We start from the raw sequence: 15,351 nt of genomic DNA on the forward strand, positions 1-15,351 counted from the left end.
GGTGCCCCCTCCGCGGGACGATTGCCCACAACAGTCACTCCGTCTCCCTCATGGGGATCCTCACGTTCCGTTCCTCCGCCACCTCGTCCGCGCGGTCGTAGCCCGCGTCCACGTGGCGGATCACGCCCATGCCGGGGTCGTTCGTCAGCACCCGGCGGATCTTCTCGCCCGCCAGCGCGGTGCCGTCGGCGACCGTGACCTGGCCCGCGTGGATCGAGCGGCCCATGCCGACGCCGCCGCCGTGGTGGATGGAGACCCACGACGCGCCCGAGGCCACGTTGACCATGGCGTTGAGCAGCGGCCAGTCGGCGATCGCGTCCGAGCCGTCCAGCATGGCCTCGGTCTCGCGGTACGGGGAGGCCACCGAGCCGCAGTCGAGGTGGTCGCGGCCGATCGCCAGCGGTGCGGCGAGCGTGCCGTCGGCGACCATCTCGTTGAAGCGCTCGCCCGCCTTGTCGCGCTCGCCGTAGCCGAGCCAGCAGATACGCGCGGGCAGCCCCTGGAAGTGGACCCGCTCCCCCGCCATCTTGATCCAGCGGGCCAGCGACTCGTTCTCCGGGAAGAGCTCCAGCATCGCCTTGTCCGTGGCCGCGATGTCCCTCGCGTCGCCGGACAGGGCGGCCCAGCGGAAGGGGCCCTTGCCCTCGCAGAACAGCGGCCGGATGTAGGCGGGCACGAAGCCGGGGAAGGCGAAGGCGCGGTCGTAGCCCGCGAGCTGGGCCTCGCCGCGGATCGAGTTGCCGTAGTCGAAGACCTCGGCGCCCGCGTCCATGAAGCCGACCATGGCCTCCACGTGGCGGGCCATCGCCTCGCGCGCCCGCTGGGTGAAGTCGGCGGGCTTCTCGGCGGCGTACGACGCCATCTCGTCGAAGTCCACGCCGATCGGCAGATACGCCAGCGGGTCGTGGGCGCTGGTCTGGTCGGTGACGATGTCGATCGGGGCGTTCATCGCGAGGAGCTGCGGGACCAGCTCGGCCGCGTTCCCCAGCACGCCGATCGACAGGGGGCGCCGGGCGTCGCGCGCCTCGGTGGCAAGCTGCAGGGCGTGGTCCAGGCTGTCGGCGCGGACGTCCAGGTAGCGGTGCTCGATACGGCGCTCGATGGCGCGCGGGTCGCAGTCGATGCAGATCGCGACGCCGTCGTTCATGGTGACCGCCAGCGGCTGGGCGCCGCCCATGCCGCCGAGGCCCGCGGTGAGGGTGATCGTCCCGGCCAGGGTGCCGTGGAACTTCTTGGCCGCCACGGCCGCGAAGGTCTCGTAGGTGCCCTGGAGGATGCCCTGGGTGCCGATGTAGATCCACGAGCCGGCGGTCATCTGGCCGTACATGGTCAGGCCCAGCGCCTCCAGGCGGCGGAACTCCTCCCAGTTGGCCCAGTCGCCGACCAGGTTGGAGTTGGCGATCAGCACCCGCGGCGCCCATTCGTGCGTCTGCATGACGCCCACCGGGCGGCCCGACTGGACCAGCATCGTCTCGTCCTGCTTGAGCGTGCGCAGGGTGCGGACCATGGCGTCGAAGGAGCGCCAGTCGCGGGCCGCCTTACCGGTGCCGCCGTAGACGACGAGCTTGTCGGGGTGCTCGGCGACCTCCGGATCGAGGTTGTTCTGCAGCATCCGCAGGGCGGCTTCCTGCTGCCACCCCCGAGCGCTGAGCTCTGCACCACGCGGCGCCCGTACGGGTCGCGGTCCTGTCATGGGGCCAAGCCTCCCTGCCATCGATTGGATCGAGTTATTCACATCTTGATGCCGATGAATATGACTAGTCAATACCGCGGAGCTGCGCATACACCCGAGTGGTTCAGCGGCGCGGGCTCGCCGTGGGCACGACCGGCACGGTCCGGCCCCCCGGGGTAGCGTCACCGGGACGTGTCCGCTCCGCCCGCCGAGGAGCCCTGCGTGTCCCTTCCCGCCACCCACCGCGAGGTCCATCTGGCGGCCCTGCCCGAAGGGGCGCTCACCCCCCGTCACTTCGAGGTCGTCACCGCTCCCGCCCCCATCCCCGGCCCCGGACAGGTGCTGGTGCGCAACCGGCTGATGAGCGTCGCCGCCGTGATGCGCCCGCTCACGCTCGCCGACCCCGCCACCTTCGGCCTTCCCCAGTTGCTGCACAAGACCGGCGAGGTGATGCGGGGCCCGGCCCTCGGCGAGGTGATCGGCGCTCCGGGCACGGAACTCGCCCCCGGGACCCTCGTCCGCCACCGCGCGGGCTGGCGCGAATACGCGGTCCTCGACGCCGCGCAGGCGTCGCCCATCGACCCCGAGGCGCTGCCGGACCCCGCCGCCCATCTCTCGCAGGGGTTCGCCGCCTGGCTGGGGGTGGTGCGCGGGGCCGGGGTGCGGCCCGGCGACACGGTGTTCGTCACCGGCGCGGCGGGCGGCGTGGGCTCCCTGGCCGGGCAGTTCGCCCGGCTGCACGGCGCCGAACGGGTCATCGGCTCCACCGGCTCCCGCCACAAGGCCGACCGGCTGACGCGGGAGCTGGGCTACGACGCGGTCGTCCTCCGGGGCGCCGGACCGATCGAGGAGCAGTTGCGCGCGGCCGCCCCCGACGGCATCGACGTCCTCCTCGACACCGTCGGCGGCGAACAGCTCCGGGCCGCCCTGGCGGTGGCCCGCCGCAACGCCCGTTTCGCCCTGGTCGGCGCACTGGCCGCGCAGCTCTCCGACGACGCGTCGGCCCCGACCGGGATCAGCACCCTGGCCCTCATCGCCCGGGGCGTCACGCTGCGCGGCATCAGCGCGATGGACCACCAGGACGCCATGCCCGCGTACACGCGCGAGTTCGGCCGGGCGCTGCGCGAGGGCACCCTCACCTATCCGTACACCCGGCTGACGGGGATCGGCCAAGCGCCGCGCGCGCTGTGCGAGTTGGTGGCGGGCCGCCACCTCGGGGCAGTCCTGGTGGAGCTGTAGACCACGGGCGGTATGGGTGGGCCCGGAGGGCGCGGTCAGTGCGCGGCCAGGAGCCGCTCCGACGTCGCCCAGAGGCGGTCGGCGCCCTCCGGGTCGAGGGCGTACGGGGCGACCCCCGCCATCATGGCGATGAGGTCCTCGGGGCGGCGGCTCACCGGTTCGGCCTCGGCGCAGTCCGCGAAGTAGCGCCCGCCGATGCCCTCCAGCAGTGGCGAGGCGGCCAGCAGCACCGAGGTGGCCGCCCCCTGCTCCGGGGTCTTCCACGCCATCGCGGGGGCCGTGATGTTCCCGACGTGGCGCTGCAGATTGGTCCGGATGCCTCCGGGGCTGAGGGCGTTGGCCGTGATGCCGTCGCCCGCCCAGCGTGCCTGGGCGCCGACCTCTCGACGCCGATGCCGGAGGCGGCCCCGGTGACCACCGCGCGCTTGCCCAAGAGTTCGATGCCGTCGATCACCTCGGCGGCGGTGGAACGGGCACCGAAAGGTCTCGTAATGCGTGTTTCGTTACGGTCCATGCTCCTAGCGTCACCGTTCCTAAAGACTGAGCGGGGGTGAGTCCTGTTGCCAGGTCTCATGCTCAGCCGAACACCCCGAACGGTGGTGGGTGTTCTGGTTGCCCGCTTTCGCTCCGCGTCCGGGCGGCACGACTCGCGATCGTGGTCCGGGGATGCGGGGGCGGGGTCCCTCACGCCCGGGGTGGCTGGTCCGGCCTGGACGGTCCGATGCCCCTGCTCATCGCTCTGGTGAGCAGGGGGCGGTGTCGTCCGTCGCCGGATCGGGTGCCCCAGGGCGCGCCTTCCGATCGCCACGGCGGCAGCGTCGTGGCGACTGGGTTTACGTTTGCTGCTGGTGAGAGGTTTTTTCCAGTGCTGGGCGCCCCATGTGGGAGGTGTAGGCCGGATCGACGGCGACCAGGGGGATGCCGAGTCCGGCGGCCATGGCCAGCAGCCGGGCCCGCAGCCGGGCGACCGGCATGCCGGAGATCAGCTTGCGGAACCGCTTGCGTCGGCCGTGCTTCTCCCGGGTGGTCTCGGCGGTGAAGTCCAGGTCCTCGACGGCGACGGCCAGGTGGTACCGCTTGGCCCAGTGCAGCAGGCGGATGAGGGCGTGGCGGACCTGGGCGTCGCGGTGTGCGGCGGTGCCGGACAGGTCGTAGTCGAAGCGGCGCGGGGCGCCGACCGGGTTGCCGTGCGCGTCCAGTCGCCAGGCGGCCAGGTGATCGGCGTTGGTGTCCACACCGATCAGGCCACTTGCCCGGGCGGTGGAAAAGGGCACGGTCTTCACCGGGGGGACGGTCCAGGAGGCGGTGAGGTACCAGCGCCCCCGGTCGGTGTCTTCGTGGATGCGGTAGGCGACGGCCCGGTTCGCGGTGATCCGGTCGCGCCAGGTCTCCCCCCGGTGGGGAAAGGCCACTCGCGCAGCGAGCACGTAGCGGCCGTGCGCGGCGTTGGCCAGATGCGCGAGCGGCACCGGGAGCCTGATGCTCACCTCGCCGTCCGGGCTGACGCGGATCGTCTCGTTGCCGCAGCGCTTGCCGGACTCGCCGTCCGCCTGCAGGAACCGGCGCGACGCCTCCCACCGAGTCCGCCACTGGGCCTCGTCGAGCTGGGCCGTCTCCAGGTGGTGGCGGGTGTTCAGCAGCCGCTTCCCGCCCCGCACCACGTGCACCCGCCCGGCCTCCTGGCCGGCCCTGACGGCGGCCAGCCGGTCCTCCAGCACGTGCAGGCGCCGCGGCTTGGCGAACCACTCCTTCTGGCTGAAGTAGCCGCCCGCCGCCCGCTTGGGGCCCCGCTCCACGAGGGGCAACGACAGCCGGTGCCGGACCGTGTCGATCCCGGCTTCCAGACCGTGGAGGTGTGCGGCCTGACCACGCCGGGCCAGCCCCCACTGATCATGCGTGGCCTTCGTGATGCTGCCCGCCCACCGCGACGACGACTCCCCGGTCAGCGCCCGCTTACGCACCGCCCACCGCTCGCTGCCGTGCTCCAGCCCGTCCGCACACCGCGCCTTCAAATCCCGGGAGGCCAGCGAACCGAGGTGACCGCCGACCAGCCGCAGCACCTCCTCGTCCTCGACGGTCAACCCCTTGAGCCGGTCCCGGATCGCCACCCCGGCGGGGCCGGACACCACGAACGGCGCCGCCATCTCCCGCAACCCGCCCAACCCCGCCACCCCCACCCGACTCCAGGACATCGTCACCGCACTCAACGACCACCGCACGCAAAGGTCACCCATTCGATACAAGAACTCCCGTTCACTTCCGCCGTGCACACGGGGCGCAGTCGCCGCCACTCACTCAGGCACGCCAGAACACGATCAATCGCAGCCAACAGGCAGCAGTTCCCAACCCCGCCCATCACCCCCAGCCAGGGCCCCACGCATCCTGGGAGTTACAGGGGCAGGCTCAGACCGCGCCGGGCGCCTAGCGTGGAGGTATGGCGGAGAGCGCGAATCGGCTGGCAGCCGTCCCCGGAACCCGGAATGGTTGGCTGAGGTCATGACTTCGAAACCAGTTGCGATGGCCGCCCGGCGCGAACAGGCCGTGCGGGCCGCCGTGGAGCAGGGGCTGCTCGGCCCGGATCAGCCCGTCGTCGGGCTGCTGGACGTGGCCGGGATCCGCGCCGCCGCCGCCGAGCTGCGCGCGGCCTTCGAGGAGGTCGTCACGCCCGGCACCCCGGTCCTGCACGCCTTCGCGGTCAAGGCCGCCGCGCTCGTCCCGGTCCTGCGGCTGCTGGCCGACGAGGGCCTGGGCTGCGAGGTGGCCAGTCCCGGCGAGCTGGCGCTGGCCCGCGCGGCGGGGGTGACGCCCGACCGGATCGTCCTGGACTCCCCCGCCAAGACCCCCGAGGAGCTGCGCGAGGCCCTCGACCTGGGCATCGCCCTCAACGCCGACAACCCACAGGAGCTGGACCGGCTCGGCGCGCTGGTGGGGGACCGCGCGGACCCGCCCGCACCCCTGGGCCTGCGGATCAACCCGCAGGTGGGCGGCGGCAGCATCGACGCGATGAGCACGGCCACCGCGACCTCCAAGTTCGGCGTCGCCCTCCAGGACCCGGGGGCGCGCGAGTGGGTCGTCCGCACCTTTGCCGAGCGCCCCTGGCTGACCCGGCTGCACGCCCACGTCGGCTCCCAGGGCTGTCCGCTGGAGCTGATGGCGGCGGGCATACGGGTGGCCTACGAACTGGCCGAAGAGATCAACGGGGCGGTCGGCCGACAGCAGATCGACGCCCTCGACATCGGCGGCGGCCTGCCGGTGAACTTCGCCTCCGACGAGATCACCCCCGGCTACCGGGAGTACGCACAGCTCCTGCGGACCACCGTGCCGGGCCTCTTCGACGGGCGGTACAAGCTGGTCACCGAGTTCGGACGGTCCCTCCTGGCCAAGTCCGGCCTGGTGCTGGCGCGGGTCGAGTACGCGAAGTCCGCGGGCGGCCGCCTGATCGCGGTCACCCACGCGGGCGCCCAGCTCGCCACGCGTACGGTCTTCGCCCCCGAGGCCTGGCCCCTGCGCGTCACGGCCTACGACGCGGAGGGCCGCCCCAAGGCCGGGGGCTCCTCCGACGGCCAGGTGCCCCAGGACATCGCCGGTCCCTGCTGTTTCGCGGGCGACCTGGTCGCCCGCGACCGGCCCCTGCCGGAGCTGGCGGCGGGCGATCTGGTCGGCCTGCTGGACACCGGCGCGTACTACTTCTCCAACCACTTCGCGTACAACAGCCTGCCCCGCCCCGGGATCTACGGCTTCGACGCCACCGGCTCCACCGGCGACGAGGTGCGCTTCGCGACGGTGCGGAAGCCGCAGACGGTGGACGAGATCGTGATCGAGAGCGGCGCGGCGCATGCGCTGGGCCTGAGCCGTCTGCGGTAGAGCCGCGCGTCCAGGCGCGCCGCGATGCGCCGCAATGCGCGCTGCACATCGAGAAGTGCGCCCAGGCCGCATGGCCCCAAGGTCCGCCGCGACTACCGCTTCGTCTCGCCTGCCGCCCTTTGAGCATCGGGGCAGGTGGCGGCGGGCGCAGACCGCGTCGCCGAACACCAGGCCGGTGGGAGCGAAGCCCGGTGGCGGCACCGGTGATCTAGAGCCGAGGCCACTGCCGGACTGCGGGTCCCTGCGGCCCGGCGACCACGGCCCCGGCCCAGGCGCCCAGACCCAGGCGCCCAGGCCGGGCAGCACCGCGCCCTCGCGGGTCGCCGAAGAGCCAACATGTTCCGGGCGGCCCAACGTCCCACCCGCGTGCCCGGCCACCTCCACCCGGTGGGGGTAGCCCCTTCCAGAAAACGTTTGATCTGACGCAACTAATTCATCAAACGATTTCGAGAGGGGGTACCCCCCCGCAGTCCGGTTCGGCGCGAAGCCCGGACCGGAGGGGCGCCGCGACCGGAGATCTCTACGCTGTGAAGAAGTCGGCGAGCGCGCGGCCGATGTGGTCGGGGGCGTTCTCCGTGGGGATGTGATCCGCATTTCGGATGCGGATGAGCGTGGTGCGGGGCATCTCTGAGGCGAACCGTTCGGCGTATTTCACCGTCTCGTGGAGGTCATCTTCGCCCCAGATCAACAGCTTGGGCGTCGTGGACCGCTGCAGCGCGGGAACGAGGTCAAGGGTGTAGCGGTTATCGGCCGCGGCCGCCAGGGCCGTCCAGGAGCGGCGCACCCGCTCATCGGTCCACGGATCCGCGTAGTCCGCGATCAACGACTCAGTGGCGACACCGGCCAGCACCCTCGTAATCGCCTGCCGACGGGCGGCGAGCACATCCTCGCCCGTGCCCCCGCCCCGGAATTGGGCCACGTGGGGCGCGGGCCAGGAGTCGTAGAGGACCGAGTTGACCAAGGCGAACCGGGACACGTCGAGCCGGTTGCGGGCAAGGAGGTGCTGGGCGATGGCGCCGCCGATGTCGTGTCCTGCCAGGGCGATGGGGCCGGAGAGGTTCAGCGCGGAGACGAATCGCGTCACCCAGTCGGCGAGGGCCGGAACCGTGGCCGTTTCCGGGGTGAGCCGGCCTCCTGAGCGTCCCAGCCCAGGGAGGTCGACCGCGAGCGGCCGCAGCCCCGCGTCGGCGAGGTGGTCGAGTACGGGGAGCCAGACCCGGCTCCAGTACGTTCCGTGCAGCATCAGCACGGGCGGGGCGTCCTGGCGCCCTGCGGTCACGTAGCTGGCCGGCTCGCCGTCGACCTGGACTGCGGTCCTCCGCACTGTCGTTTCGTCGGTTTCGCTCATGGGTCCACTGTGTCCTGTGCGGGTCATCCGGCCGAGAGTCCAGAAAGACACCCACAGGTACAATCCTGCCATGAGCCTTCATCGGGTGGTGGCCCTGCTCAACCCGCCTCAGTCGCCCTTCGAACTCGCCTGCGCCACCGAGGTCTTCGGCACCGTCCCGCAGGACGAGCCGCCCCGCTACAGCTTCCGGATCTGCGCCGAGCACCCCGGCCCTCTGCAGACCACCGCCGGCTACGCGATGCTCGTCGACGCCGGGCTGGAGGCTTTGGAGCAGGCGGACACCGTGGTTGTCCCCGGCTGGCAACCGCCTGGGACACCCGTGCCACCGATCATCACCGCGGCACTGAGGGGTGCCCACCGGCGCGGCGCGAGGATCGTCGCCATCTGTACGGGGGCGTTCGTCCTCGCCCAGGCCGGACTGCTGGATGGCCGCCGCGCCACCACCCACTGGCGCGACACGGCCCGACTCGCCGCCGCCTTCCCCGAGGTGCAGATGGACCAGGACGTGCTCTTCGTGGACCACGGCGACGTGGCGACCAGCGCCGGAACAGGCGCGGGCATCGACCTGTGCCTTCACCTGGTACGTGCCGACCACGGCGCGGCATACGCCGCCCAGATCGCCCGGAACATGGTCCTGCCGCCGCACCGGGAAGGCAGTCAGCTCCAGTACGCCGCACAGCCCGCCCCGGCCAAGGCGGACGAGTCATTGGCACCCGTACTGGAGTGGGCCACCTCCCGGCTCGACACCCGACTGACCCTCGCCCACCTCGCCGAACGCGCCGGGCTTTCCGGCCGCACCCTCGCCCGGCGGTTCGCCGAACAGCTCGGCACCAGCCCGGGACAGTGGCTGGTCGGCCAGCGCATCGACGCGGCACGGGTATTGCTGGAACAGACCGACCTGCCGGTCGAGGCCATCGCCACCCGCGTCGGACTCACCTCGGCAGTCAACCTGCGCCGCCGCTTCCGGACGCATCTGGGCACCACACCCGGCGCCTACCGACGCACCTTCAGTCAAGCCTGATGACGGAGCTGGGCGTCGAATCCGCTGTCGTGGGCGGAAACACCCACACCAGCCATGCCCGGCCAGGGCACCTTTGGGTCGGCCACCGCGCCCATGCCGATACGGCGTCCTGAGTGAGCTTCCAGCGGGCTTAGCGGATCACCTTCGGGCAGTAAGTCAGCGAGCGTCCTGGAGGCTGCGGCCGTAGCGGTCGAGTGAGGGGACCCCGAGGGTGTCGCCGGCGTCGAGGAAGGCATGGCACGCCTTCAGCTCTGGGCGGAGCGCGTTCTTGCCGGACTTCTTGTCCGCGAAGATCTTCCGGCACCCTGCGGCGGTGAGTGCGTCGAGCTGTCGTTCGAGCTTCTGTCCGCCGGTCGAGACCCGAGCGTTAGCTCTGCGGTTTGAGCGTGTCTCGTGAGGGTGAAGTTCTGTCCCTCGTACGAGTGTTAGCTCTTGCTCTGTCTCGTGCCTCACTCCAGGTTCGTTCCGTGATCCTGCACTACTTCAGTTCCGCCGGGTGGGAAGAGTGGGGCCTGTACGAGCGGCCCGTCATCCGGGAGACCATGCCCGTCCTCATCGACGAGGACCTCTGCTTCGAGGACGCTGCGGTGCCTCGGCCGACGGTGGTGATGAACCTGTGGCTCCGGGAGTTACCGGTGAGCGGGGCGCCGTCGCCGAAGTCGTGGCGTACGTACGCCCAGGCGCTCAAGGGCTGGGTGGAGTTTCTCGGCGCCCGCCGGATCCCGGTCTTCGCTGATCGGCAGCGGCTTCGGGATGCGTTGTCGATGTACGCCGAGTACCGGCTGTCCGGGCCGCTGGAGGTGCGGCTGAGCTCGGCGAGTTGGAATCTGGCGGTCAAGACGCTGTCGTCCTTCTACCGGTGGGCGGCGGCCGAGGGGTACGCGCCGACGGTCCCGTTCTCCTACGTGCGCCAGTCGATGACCCGCCCGGACGGTGCGCGGGTGGAGGTCACCAGGAACCTGGCGACGGTGCGTTCGGGCAACGCGCACGCGACGCGGAAGTACCTGGAGAGGCCGTACGCTGAGCTGCTGATGCAGGCCCTGGCGGGCAACGACCCGGCGGGTGAGCGGGATGTCTCGTTCCGGGGGCGGGAGACCGGTCGCAACGCGGCCGTGATCGGCCTGGCGCTGTCCAGCGGGCTGCGGTCGCAGGAGTTCACGCATCTGACGGTCTACGAGCTGCCGCCGCTGCCGCGCCGCCGCACGGCGGTGCCGGTGCCGCTGGTGCTCGCTCCGCCGACGGCGAAGGGCAGGAAGGGCCGGTCGACGTGGATCGGTTACGAGGACCTGGCCCGGGTCCACGACTACATCGGCTGGGAGCGGGCCGCGGCGGCGGAGGGCTCGCGCTGGCAGCCCTGTGATCCGCTGTTCGTCGAGGCCCCGACTCACGACGGCGCGCTGATCAACGGAATGCGACGCCGCTGGCACACCCTCACCCCGGCCGAGCGGCTGCGGCTGGTGGCACCCGGCGGAGGCAGCGCCCTGCTGGCAGTGCAGTCCGGCGGGAAGCCATTCGTCGACTGGGCGACCGTTCTGCGCCGGACCGCGCTACGGATCCGGGACCGCTTTGAGTCGTCCTTCCCACATGTCCATCCCCATGTCACCAGGCACACCTTCGCGATGGCCACGCTGGAGCGGCTGGTACGCGGCTACTACCAGCAGGCCGCCCAGCTCGTCGTGGACACGGGCGGCGACGACGCCCTGGCGCTCTATCTGACCAAGGCCGATCCCCTGCTGGTGCTGCGTGATTTGTTAGGACATACCAGTGCCGCCACTACTCAGGCGTATCTGCATCTGCTCGACATCCAGCGGATCTACCGGGACGCCTACGCGACCGCCGGAGGCGCGTTGACCGTGGATGCCGACGCGGTCGCCGAGTTCGAGGGCGAGGTCTGATGCCAGCCGAGATCCAGCACCCCCTGGCGGTGCTGTTCACGCTGCCGGACGGCGTCATCCACCACGGTGTCCTGCACGATCTGCCGAACCAGCAGCTTGCCACGGACCTGGCCGTGGGACTGGTTGCGGCCACGCATCCGCACGGGCCGATCCGCACCCGCTCGGTGGCCCGGCAGTACATGACGACGATGCGCCGGATGGCGCGCGACCTCGATGCCTGGGGTGTCACGGGCGGTCTTGCCGATCTGACCCCGGGCACTCTGGTCCAGTACTGGCTGACCTGCGACTACCACCGCGAACGGCGCATCCGCGTGGTGCTGGACGCCTTCCAGGAGACAGCCGGAGGACTGGACCCGGGTATCTGCCGTCACCTGGCCGGGCGGCGGATCAACAAGGTGCAGAAGAGCCGGCCCAACCAGCCCTACAGCGACGGTGAATGGCGGCGGCTGGAAGCCTCCTGCACCGAACAGATCGCGGCGGCCCGCCGCGCACACCGTCAGGCGCAGGAGGCAGCCGGCCGGGGTGCCGATCCGTCCGTCCACGGCGTCACCTTCGACAACCTCGCCTGGCTCTGGCTCCACGCGGGCCCCGCGGAGGCGAGAAAGGCCATCGAGCGGTTCGGCACGATGGGCGCCGGTGTTGACCGGGCTCAGCTCGCAGCGGTCGAAGCCGCGCTGTTCCCGGCCTCGGAGACGGCGTTCGCCTACCTCACGCTGTTTGCGATGCGCACGGGCATCGTCCCTGACGGCATCGACGCCCTGCGACTCGACAACATCACCCGGACCTCGGCGAACACCGTCCTGCTCTCCTACCGCAAGGGCCGCACCGGGGACGAGGCGCTCAACCTGCCCCGTGATGCCGTGCGGCTGCTGGACCGCTGGCTGGAGCACTCAGCCCAACTACGTGAGCACGCCGGGGATTTGGCTGATCGTGTATGGATCTATGTGGGCCGCGACGGACTCGGAAGAGGGCAGGGCAGGATCTTCGACCGCCCCCGCGGCCAGCGCCAGCGCCGGGCCTGGATGGAGTCCTCGGGCGTGCTCGGCGACGACGGGCAGTCCCTTCCGGTGCACGGCGGCCGGGTCAGGGCCACCTACCACCACCGGCGCGACCGCACGGCCTGGACCGGCCGCACGACGATCGACCCCAACCACAGCGCCCGCGTCGAGGGAGATCACTACCTCAGCTCTCACACCCCGGCCCAGCTGGACGCGCTTGAGGGCGTCATCGAGCAGGCCCAGGGCGATGTGCGGCGCAAGGCCGGCCCGCCGGTCGTGATCAGCGGTGAGGACGCTGCCGCGTTCGCCGCGGGCTTCCCTCGCCTGGTCGAGGAAGCCGGTCTGGACGCGGCGGCCATCCAGGCTCTGCTCTCCGGTGAGCAGGACATGTTCGTCGCCGCGTGCGCCAGCCCGCTCAACGGCCCGCGCGCCCCGGCGGGAACCCTGTGTCCGGCCCGGCCCTGGGTGTGTCTGCTGTGTCCGCTCGCCGCGTTCGCGACCCGTCACCTGCCCAATCTGCTCAGGCTCAAGGCGTACTTCTCCCGGCAGGCCCAGCAGATGACCACCACGCAGTTCCTGCGGATCTTCGGGCCATACACGGCCCGCCTGGACGAGGACATCCTGCCCCGCTTCGGCCCGGCCGCCATCGAGGCCGTCACCCGGCAGAGCACCGAGACCGCCGCCTTCTTGCCGCTGCACCTGGAGGAACAGCCCCAGTGACGACCGCCCATGCCTCTTCCCCGGCCCTGGCCGGGCGGCGCCCCTTCCACGGTCTCCCGGTCATCGAGACCGCCGGCCTGCGGCGTGAGCCCGGCAGCCCGCGGCCCGTATTCGACCAGGATGTCTGGGACCTGACCGGCCTCGCCGACGCCCCGGTGGTGATGAGCGCACACCGCAAGATCCTGGACTTCACCGCCATCATCAACCCCCGCTGGCGGCAGGTTGCCCGCGAGTACCTGATGGCGCGGATGGCCCCGCTCCATCCGGACGTGGCCGTCTTGCCGCAGGCGTTCCGCACCCCACTGAACCCGAACTCCCTCTGGTCCGAACTCAAGCACCTGGCCCTGTGGTTCAACCACCTCACCGCGGTTGGCATCACCTCGCTGTCGCAGGTCCGCCAGCATCACTGCGACGTCTATCTCGCGGCTGCCTCGCGCAGTGCCACCGACCCTGACCGGCTGCTGTCACCCGCGACCACGGTGGCGATGGTCCGCATTCCACAGTTCCTCGTCCTCTATACAGAGATCCTCAGCGATTGCTACCAGCCGGGCTTCACCCCGTGGCCGGGCCGCAGCGCGGACGAGGTCACGGGATATGTACGCAGTGACGAGAACCGGGTGCCGCCGGTCCCGGACACCCTGTTGCGGCCTCTACTGGCGAACTGTCTGTACTTGCTGGAGACGATCGGCCCGCTGCTGGTGGCCGAGGCGGCCGTGGCCCGCGCTGCCGACCAACGTGAGGCCGCCTCGCGGCGCGGCCTGCTGGTCACTGAGGTCGATGGCTTGCGCGAGGTCATCGAGCGACGGCGAGAGACCGGGCTTGCCGCTGCACGGGCCGCTGACGCGACCGTCACTCAGCGCTTGAAGCGCGGATGGGACGCGGGCGACCCGCTCCTGCACATGTCGTGGCATCCGCTCGTCGTTCAGGCGGCGGGAGCCATGGGACACCGCAGGGACCTGGAGAGACTCCGTCCCGAACTGGAACGGTGGGTAAGTGAGTGCGGCCTTCAGCAGCCCTGGTGCCGCGATGCAGCCCTGGTGTCCCGCCCCGATGACGGCACCCCGGTGCCCTGGGCCCTGCCGATGGCCCGGCACCAACTGGACGTCACGGTCCATGCCGTCACCTCTGCCGCCTACTTCCTCACCTCGGCGCTTTCCGGGATGCGTTCCTCGGAACTGGCGGAACTGACGAGCAACTGCCGCCAGCAGGAACAGCGGCCCGGCGGCGGCACCCGCTACCGCTTGGTCTCCCGCCGCATCAAGGGCGAGGTATTCGGCGGGACCGAGGACGCGTGGGTAGTCACCGAAGACGTGCACCTGGCCATCGCCACCGCCGAAGCCCTCACAGGCGCCGCCCCGGGTGAGCGGCTGTTCGCCAAGGCATCCAACAACAGCAACAGCCGCTATACCGCCCTGCGCGCATGGGTGAACGGCGAGTACGGACAGCGGCTCGGCCTGGAGCCCATCCCCGACGGCCCGGTCAATCCCCGAGCTCTGCGGCGCACGCTCGCGATGGCCATCGCCCAGCGCCCGCACGGCCTTATGGCCGTGAAACTGCACCTCAAGCATGCCAGCGTCGCCACAGCCGAGGGCTATGCCGCCCGCCCCGGCGGACACCAGGCCGCCTTCGCCGCCGAAGTCGCCGCCGAGGAAGAAGCCGAACACCTGCGGTTGACCGTCGCCGCCTACGAGGACTACCAGCGCGGCATCCTGCCCAGCGGCCAAGGCGCCCGCGACCTCATTGGCGCCTTCAGGGCCGTCGACCAAGTCCTGGGGCGGCACGACGCCGGGCCGGTCACCGTCATCGACGACCGGCGCGTCGAGCGAGTCCTCAAAGCGAAGGCGAAGACCCTGCACCTCGGTGTCGGCAACTACTGCTGGTTCTCCGATCCGGGCAAGGCATTGTGCCTGAAAATCGCCGGCACCCCGGACGCAGCCGAGCCGCTGATGGGGATGTGCGACTCGGCCCGCTGCCCGCAGGCCACCCACCACCCCCAGCACCGGCAGATCTGGGCCGAACACGCCGACAGCACTCGGGCCGTGTTTCTCGGCAACCCCAGACTCTCCAAGCCCGAACGGGCCCGAGCCCAGGCCGCCTTCGACCGTGCCACTCGCATCGTCGCCGATATCGACGCTGCCGGCCACCCTGACGAGGAGCCGCGCTCATGATGCACAACCCCCAAGCGGAACCCGAGGCCAGGATTCAGAACGCGATGCGGCAACTTCTCGCCGGGCCCGTTCCCGACGGGCTGAAGTGCGACGTCAAGAGCTTGTGCACCCTCGCAGGAGTACCGCGAGCGACGCTCTACCGCACCTACCCACACCTCAAGGCCGAGTTCGACCGTCAGCGCCAAGCCGCCCAGGAAGCCGGACAGCAGCCCGACCCACGCCTGGCTCAGATCGAACGTCTCAAGGCCGAGGTTGCCACTCTGCGCGAGCGCCTCAGCAGGAAGAACACTGAGCTAGACGCTCTGAAGGAGTTCCAGGCCACAGCCCTGTCCCGCCTCGCAGCCCAGCACGAAGAGATCACCACGCTTCGACGACAGCTTGACGCCACCCCGGTGGCGTCAGTCCGCACACTTCCTCGATAGCGTG

At 71.0% G+C, this 15,351-nt stretch carries 10 protein-coding genes and 2 pseudogenes; 7 read left to right on the top strand and 5 right to left on the bottom strand.

Translation table 11 applies throughout. The features are described 5' to 3' along the window. Window positions 1-34: 34 nt before the first annotated feature. Window positions 35-1,693, bottom strand: coding sequence for a urocanate hydratase (gene hutU, locus STRVI_RS39825; RefSeq protein WP_014061230.1), 1,659 nt, complete (start codon window positions 1,691-1,693; stop codon window positions 35-37). Between the two features lie 201 nt (window positions 1,694-1,894). On the opposite strand from hutU, the gene STRVI_RS39830 reads away from it, so the two are divergent. Next, window positions 1,895-2,911, top strand: coding sequence for an MDR family NADP-dependent oxidoreductase (locus tag STRVI_RS39830; protein WP_014061231.1), 1,017 nt, complete (start codon window positions 1,895-1,897; stop codon window positions 2,909-2,911). A 35-nt stretch (window positions 2,912-2,946) separates the two neighbouring features. On the opposite strand, the pseudogene STRVI_RS39835 reads toward STRVI_RS39830, so the two are convergent. Both STRVI_RS39835 and STRVI_RS39840 read right to left on the bottom strand, forming a co-directional pair. Continuing rightward, window positions 2,947-3,291, bottom strand: a pseudogene (locus STRVI_RS39835) (SDR family NAD(P)-dependent oxidoreductase); the annotation flags it as partial. 200 nt (window positions 3,292-3,491) lie between these two features. After that, a pseudogene (locus STRVI_RS39840) lies at window positions 3,492-5,073 on the bottom strand (IS200/IS605 family accessory protein TnpB-related protein); the annotation flags it as partial. Window positions 5,074-5,407: 334 nt separating this feature from the next. On the opposite strand from STRVI_RS39840, the gene STRVI_RS39845 reads away from it, so the two are divergent. Continuing rightward, a complete protein-coding gene (locus STRVI_RS39845; protein WP_043237300.1) occupies window positions 5,408-6,775 on the top strand; it encodes a diaminopimelate decarboxylase in 1,368 nt (455 codons plus the stop codon). A 520-nt stretch (window positions 6,776-7,295) separates the two neighbouring features. Here the strand turns inward: STRVI_RS39845 and STRVI_RS39850 are convergent. Next, window positions 7,296-8,123, bottom strand: a complete 828-nt coding sequence (locus STRVI_RS39850) for an alpha/beta fold hydrolase (protein WP_014061233.1) — start codon at window positions 8,121-8,123, stop codon at window positions 7,296-7,298. Between the two features lie 70 nt (window positions 8,124-8,193). Here STRVI_RS39850 and STRVI_RS39855 point away from each other — a divergent pair, with 70 nt between their 5' ends. Beyond that, window positions 8,194-9,144, top strand: coding sequence for a GlxA family transcriptional regulator (locus STRVI_RS39855; protein WP_014061234.1), 951 nt, complete (start codon window positions 8,194-8,196; stop codon window positions 9,142-9,144). A gap of 156 nt (window positions 9,145-9,300) precedes the next feature. On the opposite strand, the gene STRVI_RS49395 is transcribed toward STRVI_RS39855, so the two are convergent. Continuing rightward, on the bottom strand, window positions 9,301-9,597 hold the full coding sequence (locus STRVI_RS49395) for a recombinase family protein (RefSeq protein WP_435532601.1): 297 nt from the start codon (window positions 9,595-9,597) through the stop codon (window positions 9,301-9,303). Between the two features lie 14 nt (window positions 9,598-9,611). On the opposite strand from STRVI_RS49395, the gene STRVI_RS39860 reads away from it, so the two are divergent. The 4 genes from STRVI_RS39860 to STRVI_RS39875 are packed head-to-tail and all read left to right on the top strand — an operon-like array spanning window position 9,612 to window position 15,347. Beyond that, window positions 9,612-11,039, top strand: a complete 1,428-nt coding sequence (locus tag STRVI_RS39860; RefSeq protein WP_014043570.1) for a tyrosine-type recombinase/integrase — start codon at window positions 9,612-9,614, stop codon at window positions 11,037-11,039. Next, a complete protein-coding gene (locus tag STRVI_RS39865) occupies window positions 11,039-12,757 on the top strand; it encodes a hypothetical protein (RefSeq protein ID WP_014043569.1) in 1,719 nt (572 codons plus the stop codon). Before STRVI_RS39860 ends, STRVI_RS39865 begins: the two co-directional genes overlap by 1 nt. Continuing rightward, entirely contained in the window at window positions 12,754-14,925 is a 2,172-nt protein-coding gene (locus STRVI_RS39870; RefSeq protein ID WP_014043568.1) for an integrase, read from the top strand. The genes STRVI_RS39865 and STRVI_RS39870 overlap by 4 nt, the downstream gene beginning before the upstream one ends. Then, on the top strand, window positions 14,922-15,347 hold the full coding sequence (locus tag STRVI_RS39875; protein ID WP_014043567.1) for a hypothetical protein: 426 nt from the start codon (window positions 14,922-14,924) through the stop codon (window positions 15,345-15,347). Before STRVI_RS39870 ends, STRVI_RS39875 begins: the two co-directional genes overlap by 4 nt. Window positions 15,348-15,351: the final 4 nt, after the last annotated feature.

It is taken from the genome of Streptomyces violaceusniger Tu 4113, assembly GCF_000147815.2.
Classification (GTDB): Bacteria; Actinomycetota; Actinomycetes; order Streptomycetales; family Streptomycetaceae; genus Streptomyces; species Streptomyces violaceusniger_A.

Excerpts from the sequence above, each read along its gene's own strand:
- STRVI_RS39855 (WP_014061234.1), top strand. The coding sequence starts at position 8,194 with ATGAGCCTTCATCGGGTGGTGGCCCTGCTCAACCCGCCTCAGTCGCCC.
- STRVI_RS39875 (WP_014043567.1), top strand. The coding sequence starts at position 14,922 with ATGATGCACAACCCCCAAGCGGAACCCGAGGCCAGGATTCAGAACGCG.
- STRVI_RS39865 (WP_014043569.1), top strand. The coding sequence starts at position 11,039 with ATGCCAGCCGAGATCCAGCACCCCCTGGCGGTGCTGTTCACGCTGCCG.
- hutU (WP_014061230.1), bottom strand. The coding sequence starts at position 1,693 with ATGACAGGACCGCGACCCGTACGGGCGCCGCGTGGTGCAGAGCTCAGC.
- STRVI_RS39845 (WP_043237300.1), top strand. The coding sequence starts at position 5,408 with ATGACTTCGAAACCAGTTGCGATGGCCGCCCGGCGCGAACAGGCCGTG.
- STRVI_RS39850 (WP_014061233.1), bottom strand. The coding sequence starts at position 8,123 with ATGAGCGAAACCGACGAAACGACAGTGCGGAGGACCGCAGTCCAGGTC.